Below are 26,390 nucleotides of genomic sequence, written 5' to 3' on the forward strand. Positions count from 1 at the left end.
CTACCTGTTACTTGGTCCAGGACCAGCGCTGCGGCAGGAACGACGCACCCGGGTCCTGGTGGGCGATGTCGAGTCCGTCGCGGACGACCGAGACCTGGTAGACCGGGTTCGGCATCCACATGACCGGAAGGTCGGTGGCGAGGAACTCCGAGTACTTCTTGGCGATCTCGGGGTCGGTCGAGAACGCCATCGCCTGGACGAGCTCCTCGGCCTCGGCGTTGTCGTACTGTCCCGCGTTCCACTTGGTGTCCTTCGCGAAGACGCGCTCACCAGTGGCGTAGGGCGGGAAGTACCAGCTGCCTGCCGTGCCGAAGAAGACGAGCTCCCACGTGCAGGTGGTGCCGGTCTTGCACTCCTGGGCCTGGGTGAGAACGCTGTCCAGCGGCTTCGAGTCGATCGTCATCTTGACGCCGACCTTGCCGAGCGAGGACTGGATCTCCGCCATCATGTTGTCGGTCTCCTGCGAGCCGCTCTGGGTGGTGACGACGATCTCCGCCTTCTCACCGGCAGCGATGCCCTCGCCGCACTGTCCGGCGCCGGCTCCGGCATCCACGCACTCGAGGGTGCCTTCGGAGTTCTTCTTCCAGCCGTTGTCCGTGAAGAGCTTCGCGGCCGCCTTCACATCGAAGGGGTACGGGTTGTTCTTCTGCACGTCGGACAGACCGATGGAGTCCGCCGTCTGCGGGATGGGACCGTAGTCGGGGGTGGCCGCACCGTGCCACACGACCTCGGAGATGGTCTCCTGGTCGATGGCCTGCTGCAGCGCCTGACGCACGTAGAGCTGCTTGTAGAAGGCGCCCTTGGTCGGGTTGGCGAAGTTGTACGGCATGTACGTGATCGACCAACCGGCCCACGGCTCGATGCTGTAACCCAGGTCTGTGAACTGCTTCTCGTTCGTCAGCTGCGAGCTGGTGACGTAGCCGTAGTCGACATCGCCGGAACGCACGACGTTCATCTCGGCGTCTGCCGAGGTGAACGGCAGGAACTCCACGTTCTCGATGCTGGGCTTGTCTTCACCCGTGTACTTCTTGTTCGCGGTGAGCTCGACGAGGCCGGAGTCCGACCAGCTCTTCACCGTGTAGGGGCCGGCGACGGTCTTCCACAGCTCGTTGGTGGCGTAGGTCTTCATGTCCTCGGCCTCGGAGAAGAGGTAGTCGAGCACCTGCGTCGAACCGGCGGCGTCGCGGTCGTGGTCACCGATCTCGCCGTCGGCGCTCGTCTTGTCCCAGACGTGCTGCGGCATCGGGTAGATGAGGCTGAGCTGGTTGCCGAGGAGGAACTCCTCGTTGTAGACCTTGTCCATCGTCAGCGAGAAGGTCTTCTCGTCGATGGTCGTGAACGCGACGATGTTGTCAGGCATGAGACCGGCCGAGTAACCGCCGGTCCGCTCGCCGTTGAAGCGCACGAGGTTGTACCAGAACTCCACGTCACGAGAGGTGACGGGCTCGCCGTCAGACCAGTCGAGGTCGTTGAGCGTGATGGTGATGGTCTTCTGGTCCTCGGAGAACTCGTAGGACTTCGCGGCGGAGGCGAGCTCGTCCCAGCCCATCTCTCCGTCGACGCCGTTGTATTCGAACAGGCGCGGCCACATCGTCGCCTTGATGGCGCTGTTGTGCGTGGCCATCTTGTCGGGCGACGAGATCGGCAGGATCCAGTTCGGTCCGGTGCCCACCTGGAGCGCGAAGCTGACCGAGTCCTTCTCGGACTCTGCTCCGTTGCCGCCCTGCGTGCCCGCCTGACAGGCGGTCAGGGCGAGGGTCGCGACGGCAAGCGCGCCCAGCGGGGCGAGCAACCGGCGACGCAGCGACTGAGTTCGCATAGAAACCTCCTTGTTCAACGCCTCACCGGGGAGACGTTCGTCCGAAATGTGACGTACTTTGCATCATGCCCGAAGTAAGTACGGGAAAATGGTCAGCCTTGTTACGTTTGAGTAACTTACTTAGTTCGCAATCGAAGAAACTCGACGGCTTCGCTCAGCGAACGATCTCGGCCTTCAGGTCCGGAGACTCCGCGAAAGCATCGAAGGGGTGCATCGGCCGCTCGATCCGGTGATGACCGAGTCGATCCAGATCCTGATCGACGCCACCGGGGGTGAGCGCCAGCGTCCAGCCGCGCATGATGGCGTAGAGCTCGGGCTCGAGGTAGCCGATCTTCGTCACCACGATCTGCGCGGATGCCGGGTCGAGTCCGATCGACGTGAAGTCCGAGACGTCGTGGTACGCCTTGCGGAACTCCGTCACGATCACGTGGAGGCCGCCCACCCGGATCACGGCGATGCCACCGGCATCCACGTCCCCCTCCTGCAGACTGTGCAGGATCCCGTCGACGACCACGGGACCATGCGGCCCGCTGTCGATGCGCGCGCCGACTTCGACCGAGACCCGATCCCCGATCCCATGGGCGCGCAGGACGTCGATGGCGCCCTTGTCGAACACCGATGCGCAGAGCGTCACCGGCGCATCGTCAGAGGTGAGCTCCGGCTTCTGCAGCAGCTGCGCGAGCGTCCAGGTGACGTCGCCGGTGCCGCCGGCGCCGGGGTTGTCGCCCGAGTCGCTGATGAAGTACGGAGTGTCGGATGCCGCCAGCCCCGCGGCCACTCCCTCATCGAGGGTTCCCGGAGGGCCGACGAACTCGAAGTCGTCGCGTACATCCCAGAACGCCCGCCCGAGTTCCTCGGCAGCACTCGCGGTCGCCGCCTCGTCGTCGCCGGTGACCACCACGGTGGCGTGGCAGCGCGGCTCGTCCGCCCAGGCGTAGCCGATCCAGATCGCGGCATCCGTGATGCCGGGACGCGCCTCGATCTCCGGGATGCGGGCGTACAGGCTCTTGGCCGGCTCGACGCGAGTGCTGGTCTTCTCGCCGGGAAGCAGGATCGGCACACGCACCCAGGCTCGGTGCGGCGTGACGCCGTCCTCCAGAGCGTGGACGAGGTTTCGGATCGCGCGGTCGCGGGTCTCCCAGGTGTCCTCATGCGGGGCGAGGCGGTAGCAGGTGATGATGTCGACGTTCTCGACGAGGGTCCGCGAAACATTGCCGTGCAGGTCCATCGATGCGGAGACGACGACGTCGGGTCCGATCACCGCGCGGATGGCGCTGATGAGGTCGCCCTCGGCGTCATCCATCCCGACGACGCTCATCGCGCCGTGGATGTCGAAGAACAATCCGTCGAGCGTCGCACCGTCGGCGACGAGTTCGGCAAGACCGTCGCAGATCCGCGCCTTGATGCTGTCGTAGACCTCGCGGAGCACCGCACCGCCGGGAATCGATCGCGCGTAGTAGACGGGCAGCCAATCGGCACGGTCCGTGAGCTCACCGTCGCGCAGGGCGTCGTAGCGATTCACCAGATCGTCGCCCTCGACGCGCTGGAAGTCCCGTTCGCCGGCTCGATGCGGCGAGAAGGTGCTGGACTCGATCGCCATGCCGGCGATCGCGATGCGGGGGCGCGAGGGGGTTTCCGTCATGCCTACGAGTTTAGGGCTCCACTCGAAGCCAAACGCAATACTTGATCCGAATCCGCGAAAACTTAGATCGATTGCCGCACTTTATGCCGGTGTGCGCAGTTCCTCATCGATTCGCGCCGGGTCGAGCATCCGCTCCAACAGCTCCCAGCCGACGCCGCGCGCGCCGGCAAGTGCACCGGCTCGGCTCACGCCGATCTCGAGCGAATCGGTCGACATCGGCAGGCAGAGCGTGAACAGCGCCTGCCGGACTCCCGCGACGAAGGCGTCGGCCGTGGCGAGCCGTCCGCCGAGCGCCAGCGCCTGCGGGTTGAAGAAGTTGATAATGGTGGCGAGCACCTCGCCCGTTCGAGCGCCGGCCTCTCGCAGCAGCGACGTGGCCTTGGGGTGCGCGTCCTGCGCGAGGGCGAGGACGTCGTCGAGCGTCTCCACCGACACGCCCGCTTCCTTCAACGCATCGACGATCGCCGCTCCGCTCGCGACCACGTCGAGGCAGCCCACCCGACCGCAGGAGCAGATGATCGGTGGGGCGTTGTGCAACGCCACGTGGCTGATGTCGCCGGCGACCCCGCGGAACCCCCGGTACACCGCGCCATCGAGAATGATCCCGCAGCCGATTCCGCTGCCGGCTTTGACGAAGACCAGCTGCTTCTCGTCGCCGCCCCGCTCGATGTACTCGCCGACGGCCATGGCGTTGGCGTCGTTGTCGATGAGGTACGGCAGACCGGTGACGGATCCGAGGACCTCGCCCACGTCGACACCGTTCCAACCCGGCATCCGGGTGGGGGCGAGCAGCCGCGAGGTGCGCGAATCCACGGGACCGGGCAGGCTCATCGCGATCCCCTCGATGCGCAGGCCATCGTGCTCCGCCGCCAACTGCTGCGCGAACTCCCAGACCTGGCTGACGACGCTCTCGACACCGTCGAACAGCGAGACCTGCACGACGGTGGATGCGACGATGTCCGCCCGGCGGTCGAGGAGTGCGATCGTCGCGTGGCGCTCACCGAGGTCGACGCCGGCGACGACGCTGCCGCCGCCCTTCACTGCCAGCACTCGCGGACGACGCCCTCCCCGGGATTCGCCCTGGCCGTTCTCCTCGATGAAGCCGTGGGAGATGAGCTCCTCGACCCGGAGCGCGACCGTCGACGCCGACAGTCCGGTCAGGCGCGCCAGATCAGCGCGGGATTGGGCACGGCCGGTGCGCACCAGCCGAAAGAGCTCGCCCTCGGAATGCAGGGTCTGTGTCGCCGGGGTCACGGTGTCCTCGAATCATCTTGTTCCGTTGATCAAACAAAGATACTCATAAGACTGGAGTAATGTCACGGATCCGGCCCGCCCGCGCATCCCCACCGCATCCGCCGCGCCCCGCTCCGGTCGCCCTTGACGTCGCCCGGCCGGCCGCACACCCGCACGAACTGCGACGGGAACGAGCACGGGAATGGTCGCTAGGCGATCCCGCCGCCGTCGACGACCAGAGCCGATCCGGTGACGTACGAGGACTCGTCGCTCGCGAGCCAGACCACGGCCTGGGCGACCTCGCCCGGCTCGCCCATCCGGCGCAGCGGACGGTCGGCGGCCTCGGCGAGGAATGAGGTCGGGTCCTGCCCCAGCTGACGGGCCTCCTCACTGAGCATTCCGGTGTTCACATCGCCGGGGTTGACCGAGTTGACGCGGATGCCGGCCGGACCGTGGTCGATCGCCAGGGCGCGGGTCATGTTCACGACGGCGCCCTTGGATGCGCAGTACGAGATCGCCTGGCCGCCGCCCTTGAGCCCCCATCCGGAACCCGTGTTGATGATCGAGCCGCCGCCCGCAGCCTCCATGATCGGCACGATGTGCTTGCACATCAGGAAGATCGAGCGCACGTTGACGCCGAACACGCGGTCCCACTCCTCGACGGTGGTCTCGACCGCGGTGGTGCGACGGATGATGCCGGCGTTGTTGAAGACGACGTTCACGCCGCCCAACTCGGCGACGGAGGCGGCCACGACGCGCTCGATGTCGGCCTCGCTGGAGACGTCGGCGGCAATGGCGATCGCCGTTCCGCCTGCGGCGCGGATCTCGGCCGCAACGGCCTCGGCGGCCTCGGCATTGAGATCGACGACGGCGACGGATGCGCCCTCCGCGGCGAGCGCGAGACAGGTGGCGCGACCGATGCCGCCGGCTCCGCCGGTGACGATGGCCTTCTTGTTCTCCAGACGCATGATGGTTCCTTTCAGGGGTTCAGTGGTTCAGCGCGGATGCCGCGAGTTGCAGCTCCGGCGCGATGACGGGGTACAGACTGCTGGTGCCGACGCCCGTGACGATGCGGATGTGTCCGGACAGCCGCGCATCGAGGTCGAGGTCGCCGGTGTCGACGATGAGAGGCCGACCGTGCAGGTCGATGAGCTTCTGCTCGGGTGCGACCACGACAAGCGGGTCATCGCCGAGCCGGGAGAGCACGGATGCCGAGAGCTGCTGGTTGCCTCGGCCGAGGAGGAAGCCCTGGCCGCCGATGACCGTGATCACGGCCTGCGCCGGCCCCCGAGCGATCTCGTCGAGGAGCTCGTTCTCACTGGCGCCCGCACAGACGATCACGCCGTCGAGGACCACGTCCACGCCGAGCGGGGTGCCCTCGATGCCGAGCTGTCTGGCGACCTCGGCGGTGGTGCCGCCGGGGCCGAGCAGGTAACGGATGCCCGGTCGCATCAGTCCGACGACTCCGCGGGCGGCCGCCGCCACGGAGGCGGCTTCGCTCGTGGGAGTCGCGGCCTTGCGTGCCTGTGTGCGACCGCTGCGGAACGGTACCCGGAGCATCCCGTGCAGAACGGGTTCGACCCGGGCACGACGCATCGCCGCCTCGTCGATGTCGAGCACCTCCTGATCGGCGGTGGGCAGGCCGCCCTGCGAGACCCAATCGGCCGCGATCGCTCCGGCCGCCGAGGGGCTGACAGCGAACACCGGCGAGTACATCTTCACCCCGGCAGGGATGCCGAGGACCGCCGGCGCGACGATACCGGTCGCCGGGACGATACCGGCCGCCGGGACGATCCCGGTCGCCGCCGGCATCCCGGCCTCCTGTGCCACTTGCAGGACGGATGCACGGATGTCGGACGATCCTTCGGCGTTTCGTCCTGCATCTGTTCTTTCGTCCTGCACGTGGTACACGTCGGAAGGCGACGGATCGGCGTCCGACGCTGAATGACGCGTTTCGTCTCGGTCGCCGAGGGCTCCCTCGCTCAACGACCAGGAAAAGGCTTCCGTTGCCGGGTGTTCATGACTCCGGAAAGACGTGCCGGAATCGGCCGAATCAGCCCGAGAACGGTCCAGCTCGGGCGATTCTTCCTGAGTTATGAACGGGGCGGCCGTCGCATCCGCACCCGAAAGCCGCGGCCGGACGAGTGCTGCCGCGGCATCGCGCAGCGTCCCATCGCCACCGACGACGAGCACCAGGTCGGCCCCGGAGGCGGCGACGGCGGCGACCGCAGCCGTCGTGTCGGCAGCATCGGTCGGCAGGGCGGCTGCGCCCGCGGTCGTAGAGCCTGCCGCGTACACGACCCGCGGCACGAGGCCGGCAGCGCGCACGGCATCCGCCCCCATCGCGCCGGCGGCCGTCAGGATGACGAGCCCGGGATGCTGCGCCCGAAGAACCGCCAGCGCCGTGGCCGTCCGCTCCTGCGCGCGCGAATGCGCACCTCGCGTTGCCGCAAGGCGCTGCACATCCGCGCCGTCGGAGCCGGCGAGGCCCGCAGGCCCGCCGACTCCGGCGACAGGATTGACGACCAGTCCGATCACGCGACGCCGACGCCCTCGGGGATCGGCTGCACCACGGCATCCGCCCGCACTTCGCCGAAGTACTTGCGACGGTAGGCGCGCCAGGTGACCGCCCATCGTTCCGGGTCGTCGAGATCGTCGTGATGGGTGTGATGCACGGTCTGGTTGTGCGGGGCCGTGCGCACGAGCTCCGGGTTCTCCCGCGCTTCCTGGGCGACGCGGGCGAGGGCGGCGACGTACTCGTCCATCTCCGCCTTCGAGTAGCACTCGGTGGGCTCCAGGGTGAACGGCTGCGGCACGACGTAGGGGTGGTGGCTCGTCCAGTAGTGGAAGCCGTAGTCGGCCATGCGGATGCCGATTTCCTCCGACGTGATGCCGGTGTCCTCGAACAGCTCCTGCCATGAGTAGCGAACCTGCTCGATGCGGCGGCGTCCGGTCGCGTACGGCGCGGATGCACCCGGGATCTCGAGCACCTTCTTCAGCAGGTAGTTGTTGTTCAGGACGGCGATCTGCGAGGCGGTCAGCATGCCCTCCGCGCCGAGCGCCATGATCCAGGCGTAGGCACGCACCACATGCAGGATGACGCCGTGCGCCGGAGCGACGTGCCCGATCGACAGGTCGCCGGGCTCGCGGACCACGAAGCGGCCGTCGACCTGCTCGACGCGCGGGCCGGGCAGGAAGGGCGCGAGTTCTGCCGTGACGGCGTTGGCCGCCGCACCCGGTCCACCGCTTCCGTGCGGCGCCGAGAACGTCTTGTGCAGGTTGAACTGGCACACGTCGAAGCCCGCGTCGCGGGCGCGGGTGATGCCGAGGATACCGGCGGCGTTGGCCTGGTCGTAGGAGGCGAGAGCTCCGACGGCATGCGCGGCGTCGACCCATTCGGTGATGGCCGGGTTGTAGATGCCGGTGTCCTCGGGGTTGGTCACCATGATCGCCGCGGTGCGCTCGGACAGGGCGGCCTTCAGCGCGTCCAGATCGGGGTAGCCGTCGGCGTCGGGGTAGATCGTGATGATCTTGTACCCCGCCACCTTCGCGGCCGCCGCATTGGACGGGTGGCTGAAGATCGTCGTGATGACCTCGTCGCGCTGATCGCCTTCGCCGCGCGACTCGTGGTACGCGCGGATCATCGCGATGTTGGTCCAGATCCCGGCCGACCCGCCGGGGGAGGCCAGTGAGACGGCATCCATCCCGGAGATCTCCGCCATCAACCGCTCAAGGCGCCAGATCATCTCCAGCGCGCCCTGGGTGTCGGCGGGGTCCTGCTCCGGATGCAGCGCACGCAGCTGCGGCACCTCAATGAGCTGATCGTTGATCTTCGGGGAGTACTTGATGGTGCAGGTGCCCTGGCCGATGTCGACGTTCAGGTCGGACCCGAGGTTCTCCTGCGACAGACGCAGGTAGTGCTTGAGCACCCGCATCTGCGCGATCTCGGGCAGCGCGGGCGGCGCCGGGCGGCGCATCCCTTCGGGCAGGGATGCCACGACATCACCGACCGCGTCGCGCACGGCGGATTCCACAGGCGTGATCGCGATGCCGCGCTCGCCGGGGGTGGACAGCTCGAACACGATCGGCTCGTCCCAGCTGGCCTGCTGGAATCGGCGCGGGCTGGTTTTGGGTGCGACGGGAAGGCTCATGCGCCGTGCTCCTTCGAGGTGTCAGTGGTGCCGTGGGTATCGAGCGCGTCCGTGAGTGCTGCCGCGAGGCGATCGATGTCGGCGGCAGAGGTCGCGTCGGTCACGCACACGAGCAGCGTCTGCTCGTCGACGACGACGCCCGGTTCGATGCCCTGCGCCCGCAGCGCGGTGACGATGTCGGCGGCGCGAACGCCGCCGAACCGCACCGTGAACTCGCGCAGGTGCAGCGCGGTGTCGCCGAGCGTCACACCGGGGATCGCGGCGAGCTTCTGCTGCGCGTAGCGGGTGCGCGCCAGAAGCAGCTCACCGAGCTCGGCCATGCCGGCGGGGCCCATCAGCGCGAGGTACACGCCGGTGGCGATCCCCCACAGCGCCGCTGCGGTGCCGACCCATTCCTTGCCCTCCTCGCGCTGGGCGAACGAGGTGCGCTCGTAGGCGACGTCGCCGAAGCCGTACTCACCCGGCACGTCAGTGGATTCCAAACCGAACAGTCGTGACGGCATCTCCATCACGAAACGCGGGTCGTCGTGCACGGCGATGAATCCGGCGTGAGCGCCGCCGAACCATTGGTGCAGGCCGAGGGACTGGATGTCGCCGGTGACGATGTCGGCACCCTGCATCGCGGGCGGGGTCAGCACGCCGTACCCGATCGGGTCGGTGCCGACGACGACGATCGCGCCCACCGCATGCGCGGCCTCCGCGATCACACTCAGCTGCGTCTCGACGGCGCCGGTCGCGCTCGGCGTCTCGATCCAGACGGCGGCGACCTCGTCATCCAGACGGCTCCGCAGCGCCACGAGGTCGGCGGTGCCGTCTGCCGTGGGGATCAGTTCGATGTCGAGACCCGTGCGGGTGTAGTCGTGCGCCTTCGAGAGCTTCTCCGGCAGCACGTCGCTGAGCGCGAGCACCCGGCGGCGGCCGGTCAGCCGGCCGGCCATCGCGAGTCCGGTGGCGGTGGCCTGATAGCCGTCGTACGTCGGCACGTTCACGACATCCATCGCGAGCAGCTCAGCCATCAGCGACTGGTATTCGAAGAGCGCTTGGAATCGCCCGTGGTCTTCATACGGCTCGCCCGCGTATGCGGTCAGGAACTCGCTCCGCCGAATCACCTCGTCGACCACGGCGGGCACGTAGTGGTTGTACGTCCCCGCGCCGAGGAAGCTCAGTCGCTCCTCGGTCGAGCGGTTCTTCGCGAGGATGCCGCGCACATGACGTGCGAGATCCTGCTCGGCCGGCAGCGGAGCCGGCACGTCGAGCAGCCGCCGCAGACGCAGCTTCTCCGGGACGTCGGCGTAGAAGTCCTCGACGGATGCCGCACCCACGGCGTCGAGCATCGCCTGCTTGACGTCGGGGGCGGTGTTGGGGATGTACGGATGCACGAAAGCTTCAGTCGTCATGCGTCCTCCTTCACGGGTGTGCGGATGAGGGTCGGAAAGGGGATGGCCGCGGAGCGCGGCGCGGCGAGCACGACGACGCCGAAGCGGCCGAGCTCGAGACGGTCCTCATGACGGATGCCTGTGAGCAGGTCGGTGCCGGGCATGTCGAGGTGGAACGTCACCGGGTTGCGTCCGTGGTTCAGGACGAACGTGTAGTCGGTGGTGTCGTCGGCACGGGTGACGACTTCGATGTCCACGTCGGTCGCATCACGGGCCGGGATGCCGGCGGTGCGCAGCACGTCGCGGAAGAGCGGGAGCATCCCGTCCGGGTCGACCATCGCGCTGAGGTACCAGGCAGAGCCGTTCCCCACCGGGCGTCGGGTCACCGCGGGGAGGCCGTCCAGCTCGCCGCTCGTGTAGCGACCGCGCACCTCGACGTCGGCATCCGCCTCGATCCACTCGCTCCAGCTCGGAACGGTGAGGGTCTCGCCGGCGTAGTCGATCTGCTCGGTGAGGCCGTCGGCGATCGGCCACTGCTCGTCGACCTCGATGCCGAGAAGATCGCGCAGCAGACCGGGAGCACCACCGTCGTGCACCTTCTCGGTGGCGTCCGCCACGCCCGAGAACGGACCGACCACGAGGTGCCCGCCGCGTTCGACGAAGGCGCGGAGCGCATCGGCCTGCGGCTGCTCGACGATGTAGAGGTTCGGCACCACGACCACGTCGTAGGCGTCGAACGGGCCGACGGCACGGACAGCATCCACCGGCTGCCCGAGCGTGTAGAGCGCCCGGTGCCACTCCCTCGCCTGGCGCGCCCACTGCAACCGCTGCGAGGGCAGCGACTCGGTGGCACTGGAGCCCCACCACGAGTCCCAGTCGACCACGAGCGCGACGCGGGAGCGCACCCGGGTGCCGCGGACGGGCTCCAGCAGCTTCAACTCGGCGCCCAGCGCCTTGGTCTCCTGGAAACTGCGGGACTTCTCGCCGCGGTGGCCGAGCATCGAGGAGTGGAACTTCTCCTGGCCGTACTTGGCCTGGCGCCACTGGAAGAACATCACGGCGTCCGACCCGTGCGCGACGGCCTGCAGGCTCTCGACGCGGATCTTGCCCGGCGCCTTCGGAACGTTGACATCGCGCCAACTCGTCGCGCTCGCCGAGGACTCCAGCAGCAGCCACGGCTGCCCGCCCTTGAGCGAGCGCATCAGGCCGTAGTTGAGGGCGGCGCCGACGTGCGAGGTCGGGTCGGCGGGTTCGGGGTAGGCGTCGTCGGTGACGACGTCTTCGACGGCGGCGAAGTCCCAGTAGTCCAGGTCGCGGAACATGCTCATGAAGTTCGTGGTGACGGCGATGTCGGGGGTGACTTCGCGCAGCCCGTCGATCTCGATCTGGAACAGCTCGAGCAGAGCATCCGAGCTGAACCGTTCGAAGTCGAGCAGCTGGGTGGGGTTGATCGGCCCCGGCGCCTTCTTCGGCGTCTCGATGTGCTCCCACGAGGTGTATCGCTGACCCCATACGTTCACGCCCCAGGCTTCGTTGAGCCCGTCGAGGTCGCCGTAACGGTTCTCCAGCCAGCGGCGGAAGTGCTTCGCCGTTTCGGGGCACCAGCAGCGGGAGGTGTGGTCGCCGTACTCGTTCGAGATGTGCCACATGGCAAGTCCCGGATGCTTGCCGTAGCGCTCGGCCATGGCCCGCGTCATGCGGGCGACGTTCTCGCGCCAGATCGGCGACGAGGGGCAGTAGGTCTGGCGCGAGCCGAACTCCAGTCGGTGCCCGTCGGCATCCCAGGGCGCCATTTCCGGGTGCGCCCGAAGCAGCCAGGACGGCGGCGTGGCGGTGGCCGTGGCGAGGTCGATCGCGATTCCGGCATCCCAGAGCAGATCGATGATGCGGTCGAGCCACTCCCAGTCGTAGACGCCGGGCTCGGGCTCGAGCTGCGGCCAGCTGAAGATCGGCAGGCTCACCATGTTGACGCCGGCTTCGCGCATCAGACGGATGTCTTCGTGCCAGGTCTCCTCCGACCACTGGTCGGGGTTGTAGTCACCGCCGTAGGCAAGAGCGTTCAGTCGCACGCGCCGGATCGACTGGTCACCGCTGGGTTCGGCCACGACGGCTCCTCTCTGAGTCTTTCGCCGCTCCGACATTGCTCTGGCGCATTCGTCGAGGCCGCTGTATTCTGTATACACCACACTAGATCGTCACCCCAGGGTCGTCAACCCATAGGCTGACGGCAGGCATGACGCAGAAGGGATGCCATGGCCATCGAACGCAAGAACCTGCGCTCGCAGGTTCGCGAAGAGCTCTTGGCCCGCATGAGGTCGGGGCTCGTCCAGCCGGGCGAGGGCATCAACGAGGTCCAGCTCGCCACGGAGCTCGGTGTCAGCCGCACCCCTCTGCGTGAAGCGCTCATCGCTCTGGAGTCCGAAGGACAGATCGAGAGCGAGAACGGCAAGGGCTTCCGCTTCGTACCGCTGAGCGCCTCGGAGTTCCAAGACCTCGCGCCGGTGATGGCTGCGCTGGAGAGCCTCGCCCTCGAGCTCACCCCACCCGACGACCTGCGCCGGATCGGGAAGCAGCTGGAAGAGCTCGCTGCCTCATTCGCCGACGAACTCGTCGAGCATCAGCTCGTGATCACCAAGGACGACGAGTGGCACTCGGTCATGCTCTCGGCCTGCCCGAACTCACGATTGCTCGCGGTGATCGAGAGCGTGCGCAGCTCGTTCCATCGTTATGAGTCGCTGCTCGTGCCGGAAGACGTCAAGGTCGAGCGCGTCGCCGCCGAGCACGCCGCGATCGCGAAGCACCTCGCCGCCGGCGACGTTCCGGCCGCCGTGGAGGCGCTGAAGGTGAACTGGATGCACGGCATGAAGCGCATCCTCGACAACGCCACGAGCTCCTACTTCACGGCGTAGTTCGCACCGACGCGCTGAGCGGGCTCACGCCCCGCCCCCGAGGAAGACTCAGACCGACGCGCCGAGCGGACTGACCTCACGAGCATCGGCCCGCGCCACGGACCGGACGCTGATCAGGTGCAGCACCAGGGTCAGCGCGACGATTCCGGCCGACAGCAGCGGGAGCCTGTCGGCGGCGACTCCGACGGTCAGCGCCAGCCCGCCCAGGGCACTGCCCAATGCGCTGCCCATCGACATCGCGCTGCCGTTGAGAGCGAGCACGAAGGCCGCCGATTCGGGCGCCATCGCGCCCAGGCGCGCCTGCAGCGGCACCCCGGATCCGCCGTTGAAGAACGCGCAGGCGACGAACCACAGCACCGCGGCGGTCGCTCCGAGCACACCCGGGAGGAGGAGTCCGGCCGCGCCCAGGAGCGCCGCGACGATGAGCGAGCCGATGATCAGGGTGATCACGCGGGTCGGCGAGATGCGGTCGGTGAGGTGTCCCGAGATGATGTTGCCGGCCAGGCTCACGATCCCGTACCCGAACATCACGGCGATCATCCCGAATCCGTCTCCCACCCGGGGGACGAAGATCAGCGTCGCGTAGGTGAAGCAGAAGTAGCTCGCGCACATGAGGCCAGCCGGAATCAGCAGGGCGAAGAGAATGTTCCCCTGCGTCAACGGCCGAAGGGATTCCCGCAACTTCAGCGGCGGAAGGTGCAGGCGCGGCACTCTCAGGATGATCCCGACGAGTGCTGCGGTTCCGGCACCCACGACCATGAACAATGGAACGCGCCAGTCCTGCTGGCCGACCACGAGCCCGATCGGCACACCCAGCGCGGTCGCCGCCAGCCATCCGCCCATGACGAGCGACAACGCGCGCCCGCGGCGCTCGGGCCGCGCCTTCGCGATCACGTAGGCGGCGATCACGGCGTTCAGCAGCCCGCCGCCCAGGGCGGAGATCACGCGACCGGTCATCGCCCACGCGTAGGAAGGCGCGAGGGCGACGATGAGGTTGCCGACGACGAACACGGCCAGCGAACCGATGATGGTGGCCTTGCGCTCCCAGCGCCCGGTCAGCGCGCCGAGCAGAGGTCCGGCGACGGCACCGGTGAACGCGAACACCGTCATGAGCTGCCCGGCAGCCGCCTCGGTGACCTCGAAGTCGTCGGCGATCTGCGGCAGGAGCCCGGCGAGCACATACCCGTCGATCCCCATCGAGAAGGTCGCCACGGCCAACCACAGCAACGCCCCGACACCCGCGCTCCGGGTCTCATCCATCTTCTGCACCCGATCATCTAAGCAGAGGCCTGGGACCCGAGGGCCCGTTTTAGTAAATCGTCCTGCTATATATAGGCATCCCGGACTCTGCCCCGGCATCCGTCTCGGCATCCGCCCCGTTCACAGAGCGCAAAGGGTTCGATTCCGGACCAAAATCGAGCCCTTTGCGCTCTGTGAACGCGGGAGAGGGGCTACCGCGACAGCCCCACCGCGAGGTCGATGAACAGCGCGGCCGACCAGCCGAAGGCGGTGGTCGCACGGTCGGCCTTCTGGCCGGTGCGCGGATTGAAGTACTCGTGCGGACCGCCGCCGTGGACGACGAGCGCCACGGTCTGCTCGCGCAGCTCGCGGGCCCGCTCGGGGTACCCGGATGCCTCCAGCCCCTCGGCGATCAGGGTGTTGGTGTTCACCCAGATCGGGCCGCGCCACATGCGCTCGGCCGAGAAGTCCGGATCGGATGCTGCGACCGTCGGCAGCCCCCACTCCAGCGCGTACCGGGATGGGTCGTCGACGGCCGCACGCAATGCGGAAGCGATCGTGGCCGGCAGCGTCCCGGTGAGCAGCGGCATCAGTCCCACGATCGTGTCGCTGAGCTGCGCCTCCCCACCGCCGTAGGCGAGGAATCGCCCCTGATCGGAAGACCACATCTGCAGCAGCAGGTCCTGCGTGACGGCGGCGCGCTCGCGGAAACGAGTCCCGTCGACACCGGGTTCGTACCGCTCCAGGAGCGCGGCGATCTCCAGATCCTGACGCACCAGGTAGGCACCGAGGTCGGGCGCAGCGGTCGGAAGCGGACCGTCGAAGATCGGACTGTCGTCGAGACCCGAGGAGTACGGATGCCCGTACTCCGGCATCCCGTCGTGATCGAGGTCACTGCCTGCGAACCACCATTCCTGCGAGCGGATGACGCGGGCGAGCTGCTCGCGCGCCCAGTCCGGAGCATCCTCGGCCTCGAGCACCTTGCGCAGCGCCCAGGCGGCGAGCGGCGGTTTGGTCAGCGGCACCGGGGCGCTCGGATCGGCGATCTGCGAGCCGGCCCGACGCAGGTTGGCGCGATCGCTCTCCGGCAGGTCGTCGCTCGTGGCCAGCACGCCGAGTTCGTGCACGACGTCGGGCAGCTGCCCATCCGCGCCGGGGAACCGGAACGCGATCTCGAGCTGCTCGCGGGCGAGCTCGGGGTCGCCGTGGCGAAGCCCGACGGCGATGAAGTAGGCGTCCCACTGCCAGAGACCGACGTACCCGATCTTCGACGGGACGATGGCCCGCGCGTCGCCCAGCGACGGGAGTTCGACGATGTTCGCGCCGAGCACCCACCAGCAGAACGCGGCCATCTCCTGAAGGTCGTCACGCACCAGCGGGCACTTCGCGAACCAGTCGCTCCAGATCCGGTCGGTGGCGGCGAGCGCCGCGGTGTGGTCGCCCAGTTGGACAGACACAGAACGGTCGGCGGCGACGTGCAGCCGGATGCCGCGCTCGAGCGGATGCTCCTCGACCCGCCCATCCGGATGCTGCAGCCGCACCCGCGACCCGGAGGGGCCGCCGAGGCTCAGCGTCGAAGGATCGGCGAAGGTCAGCGTCACCTCCGCCTCGGACGTCGACGGCGGATCCACGCGTTTCGTCTCGTCGCTGCGCTCCTCGCTCAACGACCGGGAATCCCCACTGGTCGTTGAGCGAGCGAAGCGAGACGAATCGCACCCTTCCGTCCGGCCGAACGTCACCTTCCCCGGCAGCACGTCGGCCACCGGCAGCTCCTCGCCCTCGGCATCCAGCACAACCAGCGCGTCGAGCACCCGGCAATCCGAGAGCCGGCGTTCGTACTCCGAAGTGTGCACCCGCACACCGTCCTCGGAGCGGAACACCAGCACGCGCGAGCGCGGAAGCGTGAACGGCGCCGAGATCAGGTCGAGGTGGCGCCCGGCGAGCGTGGCGAGCGCAGCAGCATCCGTCACCGTCAACGCCCTCCCAGCCCCGAGGCGGCCATGCTGTTCAGGATCTTGCGCTGCCCGATCACGAACACGATCAGCATCGGAACGGTCGCGATCGCGGATGCCGCCATCACCAGGCCGTAGTTGATCGACCCGAACTGGCCCTGGAACGAGGTCAGCAGCAGCGGCACCGTGAACAGGTCGGGCGAGTTCAGCAGTACGAGCGGGAACAGGAAGGCGTTCCAGACGCCGAGTGCTGTGATGATCGACAGCGCGGCGAGGCCGGGCTTGAGGTTGGGCAGGACGATGCTCCAGAAGATCCGCCAGCGTCCGGCCCCGTCGACGATCGCCGCCTCCTCGAGTTCCTTCGGCAGCGACAGCACGAACTGCCGCATCAGGAACACCGCGAACGGGTTCGCGATCATGCCGGGCACGATTAGCGCGAGATGCGAGTCCACCCAGCCGAGGTTCGACATCAGCAGGTAGAACGGGATCAGCGTCACCTGCGCCGGGATCATCTGCGTCGCCAGGAACACGATGAACAGCACCCTGCTGCCGCGGAAGCGGATGCGCGCGAACGCGTAGCCCGCCATCGAGGCCGTGATCAGGGTGCCGACCACGACGAGCACCGCGATGTACGCGCTGTTCAGGTACGCCTGGGCGAACGGCACCGCGGTCCATGCCTCGGTGTAGTTCTCGACGGTCCACGGGTTCGGCAGGAACTCGAGCGGGTTCTTCAGCAGCTGCGGCAGCGTCTTGAACGATGTCAGCAGCATCCAGATGAAGGGGAACACCATCGAGATGCCGGCGATGATCAGCAGGACGTGCAGCAGCGTTGCGGTCGCCCGGCGACCACGGCGGCCGGGTCCGTTGCGTCCGCGCTGCCGATACCCGGGGGCCACGATGGCGACGGTCGAGTCGGTCGCCGGACCGGCGGGCTGGGTCAGGGAAGGGGTCTGGAGGCTCATGCCGGGTCATCCTCGTAGTGGACGAACTTCTTCTGCGCGACGAACTGGATCGCGGTGATGACGAGCGTGAGCGCGAGCAGGATGATGCTCGCCGCGCTCGACGGCCCGAACTCGAAGCGCCCGAAGCCCAGATCGTAGATGTGGTAGACGATCGTGCGCGTCGCGTTGTCTGGTCCGCCGCCGGATACCAGCACGTAGACGATGTCGAAGGTCTGCAGCGAGGAGATGAACGCGATCACCGAGGAGAAGAAGATGATCGGCGACACCAGCGGCAGGCGGATGCTGGTGAACAGGCGCACCGCGCCGGCACCGTCGATGCGTGCGGCCTCGATGACCGAGGGCGGCACGTTCTGCAGACCGGCGAGGAAGATCACGACGTTCAGACCCATCGACGACCAGATCGTCACGATGCAGACGGCCAGGAGCGCCAGCTTGGGGTCCTGCAGCCAGTCCGGCGGGGTGATGCCGAAGATCTTGCCGATCGTGGTGGAGAGGAGCCCGTCGGCACGGAACATCTGCTGCCAGATCATCGCCACGGCGATCGTCGAGGTGACCACCGGCGAGAAGAACAGGATGAGGTAGAGCGCCCTGGTCTTCAGCTTCTCCAGAGCGACAGCGACGATCACCGAGAGGGTGAGGCCGATCGGTACCGTGATGACGGCGATCAGCATCGTGTTGATGATCGCGCGGCCGAGCAGCGGGTCCTGAAGCTGATCGACGAAGTTCGCGAGGCCGACCCAGCTGAGCTCACCCAGCCCGTCCCAGTCCGCGAACGCCAGTACGAGGCTGGCCGCGAACGGCAGGACCACGAAGAGCCCCATCCCGATCAGCTGCGGGGCTACGAAGATGTATCCCCACAGCCGGTCGCGGCGACGCCACGCGGCTTCCTTGCGAAGGGGCGGAGCGGATGCCGCAGGCTCGGCCTGCGGCATCCGCTCGTGCTCGGTGAGAGTGGTCACTCCTACTTCTCCGACCGTTCCTTGACCACGTCCGCGATGGCATCGAGCGCAGCCTGAGCATCCACCTTGCCCTCGTAGAGCTTCTGGAACTCCTCCGCGATCGCAACCGGCAGACCGGGGACGCGCGCCTCGGCGGGGTAGTCCTCGAAGCCGATGTCGCGCATGTCGAGGAAGGTCTGCGCGTTCACCGGGTAGTCGCCCTCGAGCACGACGTCGTCGGCGCCCTTGATCGACGGGACGGCGTTTCCGCCGCCTTCCAGGCGGAACGTCTGCCCCTCGGCCGAGAGGAACTCGGTCCAGAAGGTGAACGCCGCGTCCTTCACCTTGGTCTTGCCGTTGATGGCGAGGAACGAGGTCGCGACTCCGGTCGGGGCCTCGACGCCGTCCGGCGTCGGCCAGCGCACGATGTCGTAGCTGTCCTGCTCGCCGGTCGCGCTGACGGTGCCGATCGTGTACCGGCCCTGCGCGAAGAAGCCCGCCTTGTGCGTGACGAACACGCTGTCCGCGCCCGCGCCGTCGGGCAGCGTGTCCGCCACGACGAAGGTGCCGTCCTGGAAGAGATCGCCGAACTCCTGCACGGCAGCGACGGTGTCGGCATCCTTGTTGGCGACGAACTCGCCGGACTCGTCGTACGGCGCGTCGAGGCCCTGCGACGAGAGCCAGCTCCAGTGCGTGGCCCAGTAGTTCCAGTACATCGTTCCGGCGAGGCCCGCGTCCTGCAGTTTCGCGTTCATCTCGAGGAACTTGTCGGTCGTCCACTCGCCGGCCTCAGCGAGAGCGGCCGGGTCTTCGGTGATGCCCGCCGCGGCGAGCGCCTGCTTGTCGTACCAGAGCGCATCAGGGTTCGAGTCGTTCGGAGCGGCGTAGATCTCGTCGTCGGCTTCGGCGGCGCCGAACAGACCGGGGAAGAAGTCATCCGGCTTGGTCTTACTGTCCTTGGACTCCATCAGCTCGGTGAGCGGCATCAGGCGCTTCGAGTCGACGAACTGACCGATCATGTCGTCGCCGACGTAGAACACGTCAGGGGCGGTGTTGCTGGTCAGCTGGGCGAGCAGCTTGGAGTGGTAGTCGCCGTAACCGGCGACCGGCTGGAGCTTCACCTTGATGTCGGGGTGACGCTCCATGAAGTCCTTGTTGAACTCGTTGAAGCGGGTCAGCTCGTCGGCTGTGCCCCACGTCGACCAGACCACCGTCGCCGTGCCGTCGTCGGCCACTCCGCCGCCACCGCCGCCGCCGCTGCATCCGGCCAGCCCCAGCACCAGGGCACCGGCAGCGCCCAGAGCCAGATACCGCGTCGCGTTCGCACGTACCATCTCGCTACCTCTTTCGTCTTTGGAAGAGCCTGTTCGGGCAGAACTCTCATCCGTTTCAGGATGTACTCGTATTCTGTATACAAAACGCAGAGGTTGTCAAGAGGTGACTCGTTGGCTCACCCACCGACGCTGGCTCAGAATGTCTCCATGAGCGCATCCGACCCGCACCTGATCGGCCCCGGCCTGCTTCCGACCCCCTTCACCGCCGCCCAGATCCGCGACGCCACCGGCGCCGGAAAGACGATCAGACTGCGTGTCGAACTGCCGGACGGATCAGATTTCGAGCGGGTGAATCGGTTCCGGGAGACGGATGCCGAGGGCGCGACGCTCGACCGCTGGAGCAGCGATGCGCCGGATGACGTCGCCTCGGGGCGCGTCACATGGGTCGAGCTCCAGGGCCACGCCGCTTTCCCTGCCGAACGCACCACCCTGTCGACCGAGACCCTGGAGCTGCCGATCGGACGAGTGGAGTGCCTGCGCTACGTCACGCGCGATGCGCCGGACGCTGAGCCGGAGACGTTCTGGTTCTCGATCGCCCACCCGGGGATGCCGGTGCGCTACGAGGCGCCGGCCGATGGCGGCGTGATCCGCACCACCGTCGTGAGCATCGAGCGGGACTGACGACGGTCCACCCGGGCGCGCAAGAGGGCGGGCCCGGTTCCCCGGCGCCCGCCCTCTCGATTCAGCGTCGGCCTCAGTGACCGGCGCCGCCGACCACGACGAACTCGTTCGGCACGACGTCCAGATCGGCCGTGGCCACGGACTCACCGGTGTGCAGATCGATCGCGTGGATCTTCTTCGCCGCCGGCTCGGTCACGTACGCGATGTCGCCGACCACGCGCAGACCGGGGTGCGGCTGCTGCCACTCCTCCGGGCCCTCCCACGGCTCGATGACGCTCCACGAATCCTGTACCGCCCCGGTTTCATCGAGCAGGTACAGCGAACCATCCGCGCCCAGCACGACGATGTTGTCGTGGCCGTCGCGGCCGACACCGCGCCAGGTGTACTCGACTCCCTCGGGCAGCTCGACGACGGACAGCGCGTTCGCCTTCGTGTCGACGATGGCGAGTTCGGAGAGCAGGTACCCCTCCTGGTCGGGATCGGACTTGTAGTCGCCGACCGCGATGGAGCTCGTCCCGGTGACGTAGGCGTTGCCGGTGCGGCCGAACTCATCGGGCGCGTCGACCTTCGTGAACGCGCCGTCGGCGAAGAGCAGCACGCCGTCCTCGCAGCCGAACATGATGACCTCCCCCTTCAGCGCACCTTCGCCGTGCACGGACGGGCACTGCTCGTTGCGGGAGAGTTCGGAGCCGTCGGCGGCGAGGTGGCGCACACCGCTGCGGGTATCGGGCGTCCCGATCGTCGAGAGCGCGGTGCCGTCGGCGAGCTCGATCGCGACACCGTGGTGCGCGGCTTCCGAGGAGAGCGTGTCGATCTCGGGCAGCATGCCGCCGCCGATGTCGTCGGTGTCGAAGATGCGCACCTCGCCGGTGCCGTCGTCGAAGAGCGCCGTGCGCCCGGCGTGCGGAACGACGTGGCCGGCCGCGATGGCATCGAACACCTCTCCGGTGAACGCCACCTCTCCGGAGGCGAGGCCGGTGCCGAGAACATGGAAACCGTCCTCCGCCGTGACGAAGACGTGTCCGTCGTGGTCGCCGGCACTGTTGACGCGAAGGAATCCGTCGCGTTCGACGCCGCCGACGGTTTCGAGGGTCTCGCCGTCGAGCACGAGGATGCCGCCGTCATAGGAGACCGCGACGCGGGTGTCGCCTTCGTGCTGGTGCTCGGCGGAGGCGTCGGGATCGCCGGATGCCGATGGCGCCGGAGTCGCACATCCGGCGAGCGCGACGACGGCGAAGGCCGCGACGGCCCCGGCCGCGAAGCGGGTGCGGGCAGGTCGGAACATGGTGTTCTCTCTTTCTTCTGTGGTGTGGGGGCGCGGCGCTTCAGCCGACCTGCTGGAGGAACCAGGGCTGCAGGTCGGTGAAGGTGCGGGTGACGACCGCGCCGTCGCGGTGATCGATCTCATGGACCGCTCCGGCAGCGGGGTCGGTGAGGTAGGCGTGGTCGGCATCGACGATCAGTCGCACGCGTTCGCGAAGGGCGGGGTCGCTGACGGATGCGGCGACCAGCGGTTCGGTGCGGGCGAGCACGGCGCCGTCGGCGGCGAGCACGCGTACGCGTCCGCCGGCGTCGACCACGACCGTCCGATCGGCGTCGTCGCCGATGGCCACGGCGCGCAGCAGAGGTTCGTCGGAGGGAAGCAGCGTCCAGGTGCGCTGCCGCACGCCCAGGAGCCAGGCGCCTTGCGCACCGGCGACGCCGGCGAGATCGGGCCGATCGGGGCGGCCGGACAGCTCGGCGACCGGGGTCGCCCCCTCGGGATACGGGATGGCTTCAGCGACGACCTCGCCACCGGTCTCGCGAGTGAAGAGCACGGCGCCGGTGGTGCAGGCGAAGACCGCGCCCACCCGGGTGGTGTCGGCATCCGTCACTCCCGGGCACGGCATCCCCCGATCCCGCTGGACGGCACCGGAGTCGTCGACGACCTCGACCGTGTCGGAATCGGATGCCACGAGCAGATGTCCGGCGAAGGGAAGAACCGGGCCAGCGAGCGCGAGCGGGGCGGCGCTGCGCGGCGGGTCGACGAGATCACCATCGAGGTCGTCGTGGGTGAGATCGACGAGGTCTCCGTCTTCGCCGAACAACGCGACGATACGGCGGTCCCCCATGCCGACGGTGACCGCGCCGGCGCCGTCGATCGCCCCGACGATGCGCGCCTCAGTCTGGAACGAATGCGAGTGGTCTCCGTGGGGCATGGTCCAGCGACCGGTGTCGACGACGTCGACGGCAGTGCGCGCGCCGTGCAGGCGGGTGACGGCAATGAAGCGCCCATCGCCCTGGAAGCTCGCGACGCCTGCTCGAGCCTTCGCGAGCACCGAACGCTCCTCAGTCGCCAGGTCGATGAGAGTCAGTTCACCGTTCTCGTCGCCGACGACCAGGGCGCGAGCCGGCTCTGCGATCTCGCCGACCCCTTCGATGTCGCTGGTGCGCGGAGTGACGTCGGGCGTCGCCACGACAGATGGCGCGCACGCCGAGACGGCGAGCGCCGTGAGGAGCGCGGCGGGCAGGAGAACGAGGCGGCGGTGAGCGGTGCGATGCATAGAATGCCCACCTTATTGAGAAGGGTTATCAATATCAATTCGGCGAGGGTGGCGTCGTCGCTTTCGATCGCCGACCCGACGACTCGCGGATGACCGAGCGGAGAAGTCGGAGGCCCGGCGTAGGGTCGGAGCATGAGCAGCTCAGCATCTGCAGAACGTCACGGGGTCGTCCCGTCCTACCTGCTCGCGCGTCTCGCCGAATCAGGCCGGTTCCCCCGCGCCGCCGCCGCAGCGCGACAGACGCTGACCAGCGGACGCCCTCCTTTCCGGGCACGCATCGACCTGTCGATCGACGAGAACGGCGACCTCGTCGCACAACTCTCCGACGCCCCGAACCGCACGATCAGCGATGCCGGCAACACGCAGCAGCTTCCGGGCGCCGTGGTGCGCAACGAAGACGATCCGCCGGTGGCCGACACCTCCGTGAACGAGGCGTTCGATGGCCTCGGTGCGACCTTCGAGCTGTTGCTGTCGGCCTTCGGCCGCAACTCGCTCAACGACGCCGGAGCCCCTCTCGATGCCACGGTGCACTACGGCGTCGACTACGACAACGCCTTCTGGGACGGCGAGCGCATGGTCTTCGGCGATGGCGACGGCGAGGTGTTCCGCGGGTTCACCGGTTCAATCACGGTCATCGGGCACGAGCTGGCGCACGGCGTCATCCAGCACACCGCGAACCTCGAGTATCAGGGCCAGCCCGGCGCTCTCAACGAGTCGATCGCCGACGTCCTCGGCGCGCTGACCGAGCAGTTCCTCCTCGACCAGACGGCTGATGCGGCGACATGGCTGATCGGCGCCGAGATCTTCACCGACGCCGTCGAGGGCAAGGCACTGCGTTCCATGCTCGAGCCGGGCACCGCCTACGACGACGATGAGCTCGGCAAGGATCCGCAGCCGGCGCATATGAGCGACTTCGTGCAGACCACCGAAGACAACGGCGGCGTGCACATCAACTCCGGCATCCCAAATCGCGCCTTCGCCCTGTTCGCGCGCGACCTCGGCGGCAACGCCTGGGAGCGGGCCGGAACCGTCTGGTACCGCGCGTTGACCGGAGGATTGTCGAGCACGGCGACCTTCACGGAGTTCGCCGACGCCACGGTCGCGGCCGCCTCCGCGCTCGATTCTGCGCACGGGAGCGATCCCGCCGGACGGGCGAAGACCGCGGATGCCGCTCGACGCGCGTGGCGCGCCGTGGGAGTCTATGAGGATGAGCGAGTCCCCTCCACTCGGTGAGGAGCGCGAGCCGACTGCGGAGCGCGAGCCCGCAGAGGAGCGCCAGCCCGCAGCGGAGCGGGAACCGGACGACCTCGGACCGGCACGCGGACGGAAGCCCTCCGGCCAGGGCGGCACGGTCGTCATCGCGGTCGTGCGCATGGGCGGCATCGCGGGCATCTCTCGTCGTTGGCAGGTCGAAGCCGAGCCCGCCGAGGCCCCCCAGTGGATCGCGCTCATCGACCAGTGCCCCTGGGATCAGACCTTGAACGACCAGCCCGGCGCCGACCGATTCGTCTGGAGCATCCGCGCCAGGACGCCGTCAGAGCGCAGGGAGCAGGACGTCCCGGATTCGGAGCTCTCCGGCCCGTGGCGCGAGCTCGTCGATGCGGTGCGCAAGGCGAAGGGCTGAGCGGCCTACGCTGTTCCTGGAATCCGTGACGGACCAGGAAAGAGAGATCGAATGCTCACCGCCGACGAAGCCACCCGCCTCCTGCAGCATGCGACAGACGCCCGCACCCGAGGCGATCTGCTCCTCCATCTGCAGGTCGAGGTCAGCCGCCTCACCGGCGAGGCGTCGTCGTGGGGTTCCGCCCAGAATGCCCTCGCGAGCAACGAGAGCATCGGCTACTTCCTCAGCCAGGTCGAGGGGATCGGCTGGCGTCTCGAGCACACCGGATACACCTTCGTCGAAGCAGGAGCCACGACCTCGGCCCGGATGCTGAGCACCGGAACGGGTGTCGTCAACCACGGCGCTGTGGCGGGCTACTTCACCTTCCGCCGGGTCTGACGACACCGTCGCCGACGCCGGCGCTGCGGCCGAGTCCGCGCACGTAGACATTTCGGTTAATGATCAGTAATCTAAATTCCGTCCGATCATTGCCGATGGAGGGTCACCGTGCCGAACGCGTCTGCCTACCGTGAGCTCGTCGACGAGCTCCGCGAACGGACGGCCACGGCCCGCCTCGGCGGGCCCGCGAAGTCCCGCGAGAAGCATGTCGCCCGCGGCAAACTGCTCGCGCGCGACCGCGTCGACCAACTGCTCGACGTCGGCAGCCCCTTCCTCGAAGTCGCCCCGCTCGCCGGGTACGAGCTCTACGGTGGCGACTGCCCGTCCGGCGGCGTGGTCGCCGGCGTCGGACTGATCCACGGCCGGCACGTGATGGTCGTCGCCAACGACGCCACGGTGAAGGGCGGCACCTACTACCCGATCACGGTCAAGAAGCACCTGCGCGCGCAGGAGATCGCCGCCGAGAACCGGCTCCCCTGCGTCTACCTGGTCGATTCCGGCGGCGCCTTCCTGCCGATGCAGGACGAGGTGTTCCCCGACCGCGATCACTTCGGGCGCATCTTCTACAACCAGGCACGGATGTCGCGCGACGGCATCCCGCAGATCGCGGCCGTCCTCGGCTCGAGCACCGCCGGCGGCGCCTACGTCCCCGCGATGAGCGACGAGACGGTGATCGTCCGCGGCCAGGGCACGATCTTCCTCGGCGGGCCGCCCCTGGTGAAGGCCGCGACCGGTGAGGTCGTCACCGCGGAAGAACTCGGCGGAGGCGAGGTGCACACCCGCGTCTCCGGCGTCGCCGATCACCTCGCCGAGAACGACGCCCATGCGCTGCAGATCGTCCGCGACATTGTCGCGACGCTCCCGCCGTCGCCCGCCTACGTCGTCGCCCCCGAAGAAGAGGTCGCCGCACCGGCATCCGTCGACCTGCTCGATGTGGTCCCGGTCGAGCTGACCGTGCCCTATGACGCCCGCGAGATCATCCGCGCGGTCGTCGACGGCGGCGAGTTCGCCGAGTTCAAGCGCGAATACGGCACGACCCTGATCACCGCGTTCGCGCGGATCCACGGGCACCGGGTCGGCATCATCGCGAACAACGGCGTGCTCTTCGGCGAATCGGCCGAGAAGGGCGCGCACTTCATCCAGCTGTGCGACCAGCGACGCACCCCGCTGGTGTTCCTGCAGAACATCACCGGCTTCATGGTCGGCCGCGAGTACGAGGCCGGCGGCATCGCCAAGCACGGCGCCAAGATGGTCAACGCCGTCGCCTGCGCCACCGTGCCGAAGCTCACCGTCGTCGTGGGCGGATCCTTCGGTGCCGGCACGTACTCGATGTGCGGCCGCGCCTACTCGCCGCGCTTCCTCTGGCTCTGGCCAGGCGCGCGCGTCTCGGTGATGGGCGGACCGCAGGCGGCATCCGTGCTGTCGACCGTCCGTCGCGACCAGATCGAAGCCGCCGGCGGCACCTGGTCGGCCGAGGACGAGGCTGACTTCCAGGCTCCGATCCGCGCCGCCTACGACACGCAGGGCAGCCCGTACTACTCCACCGCTCGCCTGTGGGATGACGGCATCATCGAGCCGGACCAGACCAGAGACGTGCTCGGCCTCGCGCTCGACGTCATCATGCGGGCTCCCTTCGACCAGCCGGGCTACGGCGTCTTCAGGATGTGAG

Annotated in this window: 21 protein-coding genes; 6 read left to right on the forward strand and 15 right to left on the reverse strand. The window is 68.2% G+C overall.

The window, feature by feature from the left end:
* Positions 1 to 7: 7 nt before the first annotated feature.
* The 8 genes from LTA6_RS04520 to LTA6_RS04555 all read right to left on the reverse strand — a co-directional run bounded on the left by LTA6_RS04520 (position 8) and on the right by LTA6_RS04555 (position 12,326).
* On the reverse strand, positions 8 to 1,819 hold the full coding sequence (locus tag LTA6_RS04520; protein ID WP_341976351.1) for a peptide ABC transporter substrate-binding protein: 1,812 nt from the start codon (positions 1,817 to 1,819) through the stop codon (positions 8 to 10).
* A 154-nt stretch (positions 1,820 to 1,973) separates the two neighbouring features.
* On the reverse strand, positions 1,974 to 3,461 hold the full coding sequence (locus tag LTA6_RS04525) for a M81 family metallopeptidase (protein WP_341976352.1): 1,488 nt from the start codon (positions 3,459 to 3,461) through the stop codon (positions 1,974 to 1,976).
* A gap of 81 nt (positions 3,462 to 3,542) precedes the next feature.
* Complete coding sequence (locus LTA6_RS04530; protein WP_341976353.1) at positions 3,543 to 4,715, reverse strand: ROK family transcriptional regulator; 1,173 nt, start codon at positions 4,713 to 4,715, stop codon at positions 3,543 to 3,545.
* 188 nt (positions 4,716 to 4,903) lie between these two features.
* Positions 4,904 to 5,662, reverse strand: a complete 759-nt coding sequence (locus LTA6_RS04535; protein WP_341976354.1) for an SDR family oxidoreductase — start codon at positions 5,660 to 5,662, stop codon at positions 4,904 to 4,906.
* Between the two features lie 19 nt (positions 5,663 to 5,681).
* The gene (locus tag LTA6_RS04540; protein ID WP_407358733.1) at positions 5,682 to 7,232 is read right to left on the reverse strand and encodes an ATP-NAD kinase family protein; all 1,551 of its coding nucleotides are present in this window, start codon (positions 7,230 to 7,232) and stop codon (positions 5,682 to 5,684) included.
* Complete coding sequence (gene gcvPB, locus LTA6_RS04545; protein WP_341976356.1) at positions 7,229 to 8,845, reverse strand: aminomethyl-transferring glycine dehydrogenase subunit GcvPB; 1,617 nt, start codon at positions 8,843 to 8,845, stop codon at positions 7,229 to 7,231. Before gcvPB ends, LTA6_RS04540 begins: the two co-directional genes overlap by 4 nt.
* Positions 8,842 to 10,242, reverse strand: coding sequence for an aminomethyl-transferring glycine dehydrogenase subunit GcvPA (gene gcvPA / locus LTA6_RS04550; protein WP_407358734.1), 1,401 nt, complete (start codon positions 10,240 to 10,242; stop codon positions 8,842 to 8,844). Before gcvPA ends, gcvPB begins: the two co-directional genes overlap by 4 nt.
* Positions 10,239 to 12,326: a beta-galactosidase gene (locus LTA6_RS04555; RefSeq protein WP_407358735.1), complete on the reverse strand. Its 2,088-nt coding sequence runs from the start codon at positions 12,324 to 12,326 to the stop codon at positions 10,239 to 10,241. Before LTA6_RS04555 ends, gcvPA begins: the two co-directional genes overlap by 4 nt.
* A 147-nt stretch (positions 12,327 to 12,473) precedes the next feature.
* Here LTA6_RS04555 and LTA6_RS04560 point away from each other — a divergent pair, with 147 nt between their 5' ends.
* Entirely contained in the window at positions 12,474 to 13,130 is a 657-nt protein-coding gene (locus LTA6_RS04560) for a GntR family transcriptional regulator (RefSeq protein WP_341976359.1), read from the forward strand.
* A 48-nt stretch (positions 13,131 to 13,178) separates the two neighbouring features.
* Here LTA6_RS04560 and LTA6_RS04565 read toward each other — a convergent pair whose 3' ends face one another.
* The 5 genes from LTA6_RS04565 to LTA6_RS04585 all read right to left on the reverse strand — a co-directional run bounded on the left by LTA6_RS04565 (position 13,179) and on the right by LTA6_RS04585 (position 19,555).
* On the reverse strand, positions 13,179 to 14,390 hold the full coding sequence (locus LTA6_RS04565) for an MFS transporter (RefSeq protein WP_363550547.1): 1,212 nt from the start codon (positions 14,388 to 14,390) through the stop codon (positions 13,179 to 13,181).
* A gap of 191 nt (positions 14,391 to 14,581) precedes the next feature.
* Positions 14,582 to 16,339 (reverse strand): amylo-alpha-1,6-glucosidase, encoded by a 1,758-nt coding sequence (locus LTA6_RS04570; RefSeq protein WP_407358736.1) that lies wholly within the window; start codon positions 16,337 to 16,339, stop codon positions 14,582 to 14,584.
* A gap of 2 nt (positions 16,340 to 16,341) precedes the next feature.
* Positions 16,342 to 17,283 carry a carbohydrate ABC transporter permease gene (locus LTA6_RS04575; RefSeq protein WP_407358737.1) on the reverse strand — a complete coding sequence of 314 codons (942 nt, stop codon included), beginning with the start codon at positions 17,281 to 17,283 and terminating at the stop codon, positions 16,342 to 16,344.
* Positions 17,280 to 18,242, reverse strand: a complete 963-nt coding sequence (locus LTA6_RS04580; protein ID WP_407358738.1) for a carbohydrate ABC transporter permease — start codon at positions 18,240 to 18,242, stop codon at positions 17,280 to 17,282. The genes LTA6_RS04575 and LTA6_RS04580 overlap by 4 nt, the downstream gene beginning before the upstream one ends.
* Before the next feature lie 2 nt (positions 18,243 to 18,244).
* Positions 18,245 to 19,555 carry an ABC transporter substrate-binding protein gene (locus LTA6_RS04585; protein ID WP_407358739.1) on the reverse strand — a complete coding sequence of 437 codons (1,311 nt, stop codon included), beginning with the start codon at positions 19,553 to 19,555 and terminating at the stop codon, positions 18,245 to 18,247.
* A 147-nt stretch (positions 19,556 to 19,702) separates the two neighbouring features.
* Here LTA6_RS04585 and LTA6_RS04590 point away from each other — a divergent pair, with 147 nt between their 5' ends.
* Complete coding sequence (locus LTA6_RS04590) at positions 19,703 to 20,176, forward strand: hypothetical protein (protein ID WP_407358740.1); 474 nt, start codon at positions 19,703 to 19,705, stop codon at positions 20,174 to 20,176.
* Between the two features lie 73 nt (positions 20,177 to 20,249).
* Here LTA6_RS04590 and LTA6_RS04595 read toward each other — a convergent pair whose 3' ends face one another.
* Both LTA6_RS04595 and LTA6_RS04600 read right to left on the reverse strand, forming a co-directional pair.
* A complete protein-coding gene (locus tag LTA6_RS04595; protein WP_407358741.1) occupies positions 20,250 to 21,461 on the reverse strand; it encodes a hypothetical protein in 1,212 nt (403 codons plus the stop codon).
* Between the two features lie 40 nt (positions 21,462 to 21,501).
* On the reverse strand, positions 21,502 to 22,719 hold the full coding sequence (locus LTA6_RS04600; protein WP_407358742.1) for a hypothetical protein: 1,218 nt from the start codon (positions 22,717 to 22,719) through the stop codon (positions 21,502 to 21,504).
* 132 nt (positions 22,720 to 22,851) lie between these two features.
* Here LTA6_RS04600 and LTA6_RS04605 point away from each other — a divergent pair, with 132 nt between their 5' ends.
* The 4 genes from LTA6_RS04605 to LTA6_RS04620 all read left to right on the forward strand — a co-directional run bounded on the left by LTA6_RS04605 (position 22,852) and on the right by LTA6_RS04620 (position 26,389).
* A complete protein-coding gene (locus LTA6_RS04605; RefSeq protein WP_407358743.1) occupies positions 22,852 to 23,952 on the forward strand; it encodes a M4 family metallopeptidase in 1,101 nt (366 codons plus the stop codon).
* Positions 23,927 to 24,343, forward strand: a complete 417-nt coding sequence (locus LTA6_RS04610; protein ID WP_341976370.1) for a protealysin inhibitor emfourin — start codon at positions 23,927 to 23,929, stop codon at positions 24,341 to 24,343. The genes LTA6_RS04605 and LTA6_RS04610 overlap by 26 nt, the downstream gene beginning before the upstream one ends.
* A 51-nt stretch (positions 24,344 to 24,394) precedes the next feature.
* Positions 24,395 to 24,721 (forward strand): hypothetical protein, encoded by a 327-nt coding sequence (locus tag LTA6_RS04615; protein ID WP_407358744.1) that lies wholly within the window; start codon positions 24,395 to 24,397, stop codon positions 24,719 to 24,721.
* A gap of 108 nt (positions 24,722 to 24,829) precedes the next feature.
* Positions 24,830 to 26,389 carry a carboxyl transferase domain-containing protein gene (locus tag LTA6_RS04620; RefSeq protein WP_407358745.1) on the forward strand — a complete coding sequence of 520 codons (1,560 nt, stop codon included), beginning with the start codon at positions 24,830 to 24,832 and terminating at the stop codon, positions 26,387 to 26,389.
* Position 26,390 lies beyond the last annotated feature (1 nt).

It is taken from the genome of Microbacterium sp. LTA6 (assembly GCF_045690355.1).
In the GTDB taxonomy this organism is placed as follows: Bacteria; Actinomycetota; Actinomycetes; order Actinomycetales; family Microbacteriaceae; genus Microbacterium.

Excerpts from the sequence above, each read along its gene's own strand:
- gcvPB (WP_341976356.1), bottom strand. The coding sequence starts at position 8,845 with ATGAGCCTTCCCGTCGCACCCAAAACCAGCCCGCGCCGATTCCAGCAG.
- LTA6_RS04590 (WP_407358740.1), top strand. The coding sequence starts at position 19,703 with ATGAGCGCATCCGACCCGCACCTGATCGGCCCCGGCCTGCTTCCGACC.
- LTA6_RS04595 (WP_407358741.1), bottom strand. The coding sequence starts at position 21,461 with ATGTTCCGACCTGCCCGCACCCGCTTCGCGGCCGGGGCCGTCGCGGCC.
- LTA6_RS04560 (WP_341976359.1), top strand. The coding sequence starts at position 12,474 with ATGGCCATCGAACGCAAGAACCTGCGCTCGCAGGTTCGCGAAGAGCTC.
- LTA6_RS04535 (WP_341976354.1), bottom strand. The coding sequence starts at position 5,662 with ATGCGTCTGGAGAACAAGAAGGCCATCGTCACCGGCGGAGCCGGCGGC.
- LTA6_RS04565 (WP_363550547.1), bottom strand. The coding sequence starts at position 14,390 with ATGGATGAGACCCGGAGCGCGGGTGTCGGGGCGTTGCTGTGGTTGGCC.
- gcvPA (WP_407358734.1), bottom strand. The coding sequence starts at position 10,242 with ATGACGACTGAAGCTTTCGTGCATCCGTACATCCCCAACACCGCCCCC.
- LTA6_RS04585 (WP_407358739.1), bottom strand. The coding sequence starts at position 19,555 with ATGGTACGTGCGAACGCGACGCGGTATCTGGCTCTGGGCGCTGCCGGT.
- LTA6_RS04520 (WP_341976351.1), bottom strand. The coding sequence starts at position 1,819 with ATGCGAACTCAGTCGCTGCGTCGCCGGTTGCTCGCCCCGCTGGGCGCG.
- LTA6_RS04605 (WP_407358743.1), top strand. The coding sequence starts at position 22,852 with ATGAGCAGCTCAGCATCTGCAGAACGTCACGGGGTCGTCCCGTCCTAC.
- LTA6_RS04610 (WP_341976370.1), top strand. The coding sequence starts at position 23,927 with ATGAGCGAGTCCCCTCCACTCGGTGAGGAGCGCGAGCCGACTGCGGAG.
- LTA6_RS04525 (WP_341976352.1), bottom strand. The coding sequence starts at position 3,461 with ATGACGGAAACCCCCTCGCGCCCCCGCATCGCGATCGCCGGCATGGCG.
- LTA6_RS04615 (WP_407358744.1), top strand. The coding sequence starts at position 24,395 with ATGCTCACCGCCGACGAAGCCACCCGCCTCCTGCAGCATGCGACAGAC.
- LTA6_RS04600 (WP_407358742.1), bottom strand. The coding sequence starts at position 22,719 with ATGCATCGCACCGCTCACCGCCGCCTCGTTCTCCTGCCCGCCGCGCTC.
- LTA6_RS04575 (WP_407358737.1), bottom strand. The coding sequence starts at position 17,283 with ATGAGCCTCCAGACCCCTTCCCTGACCCAGCCCGCCGGTCCGGCGACC.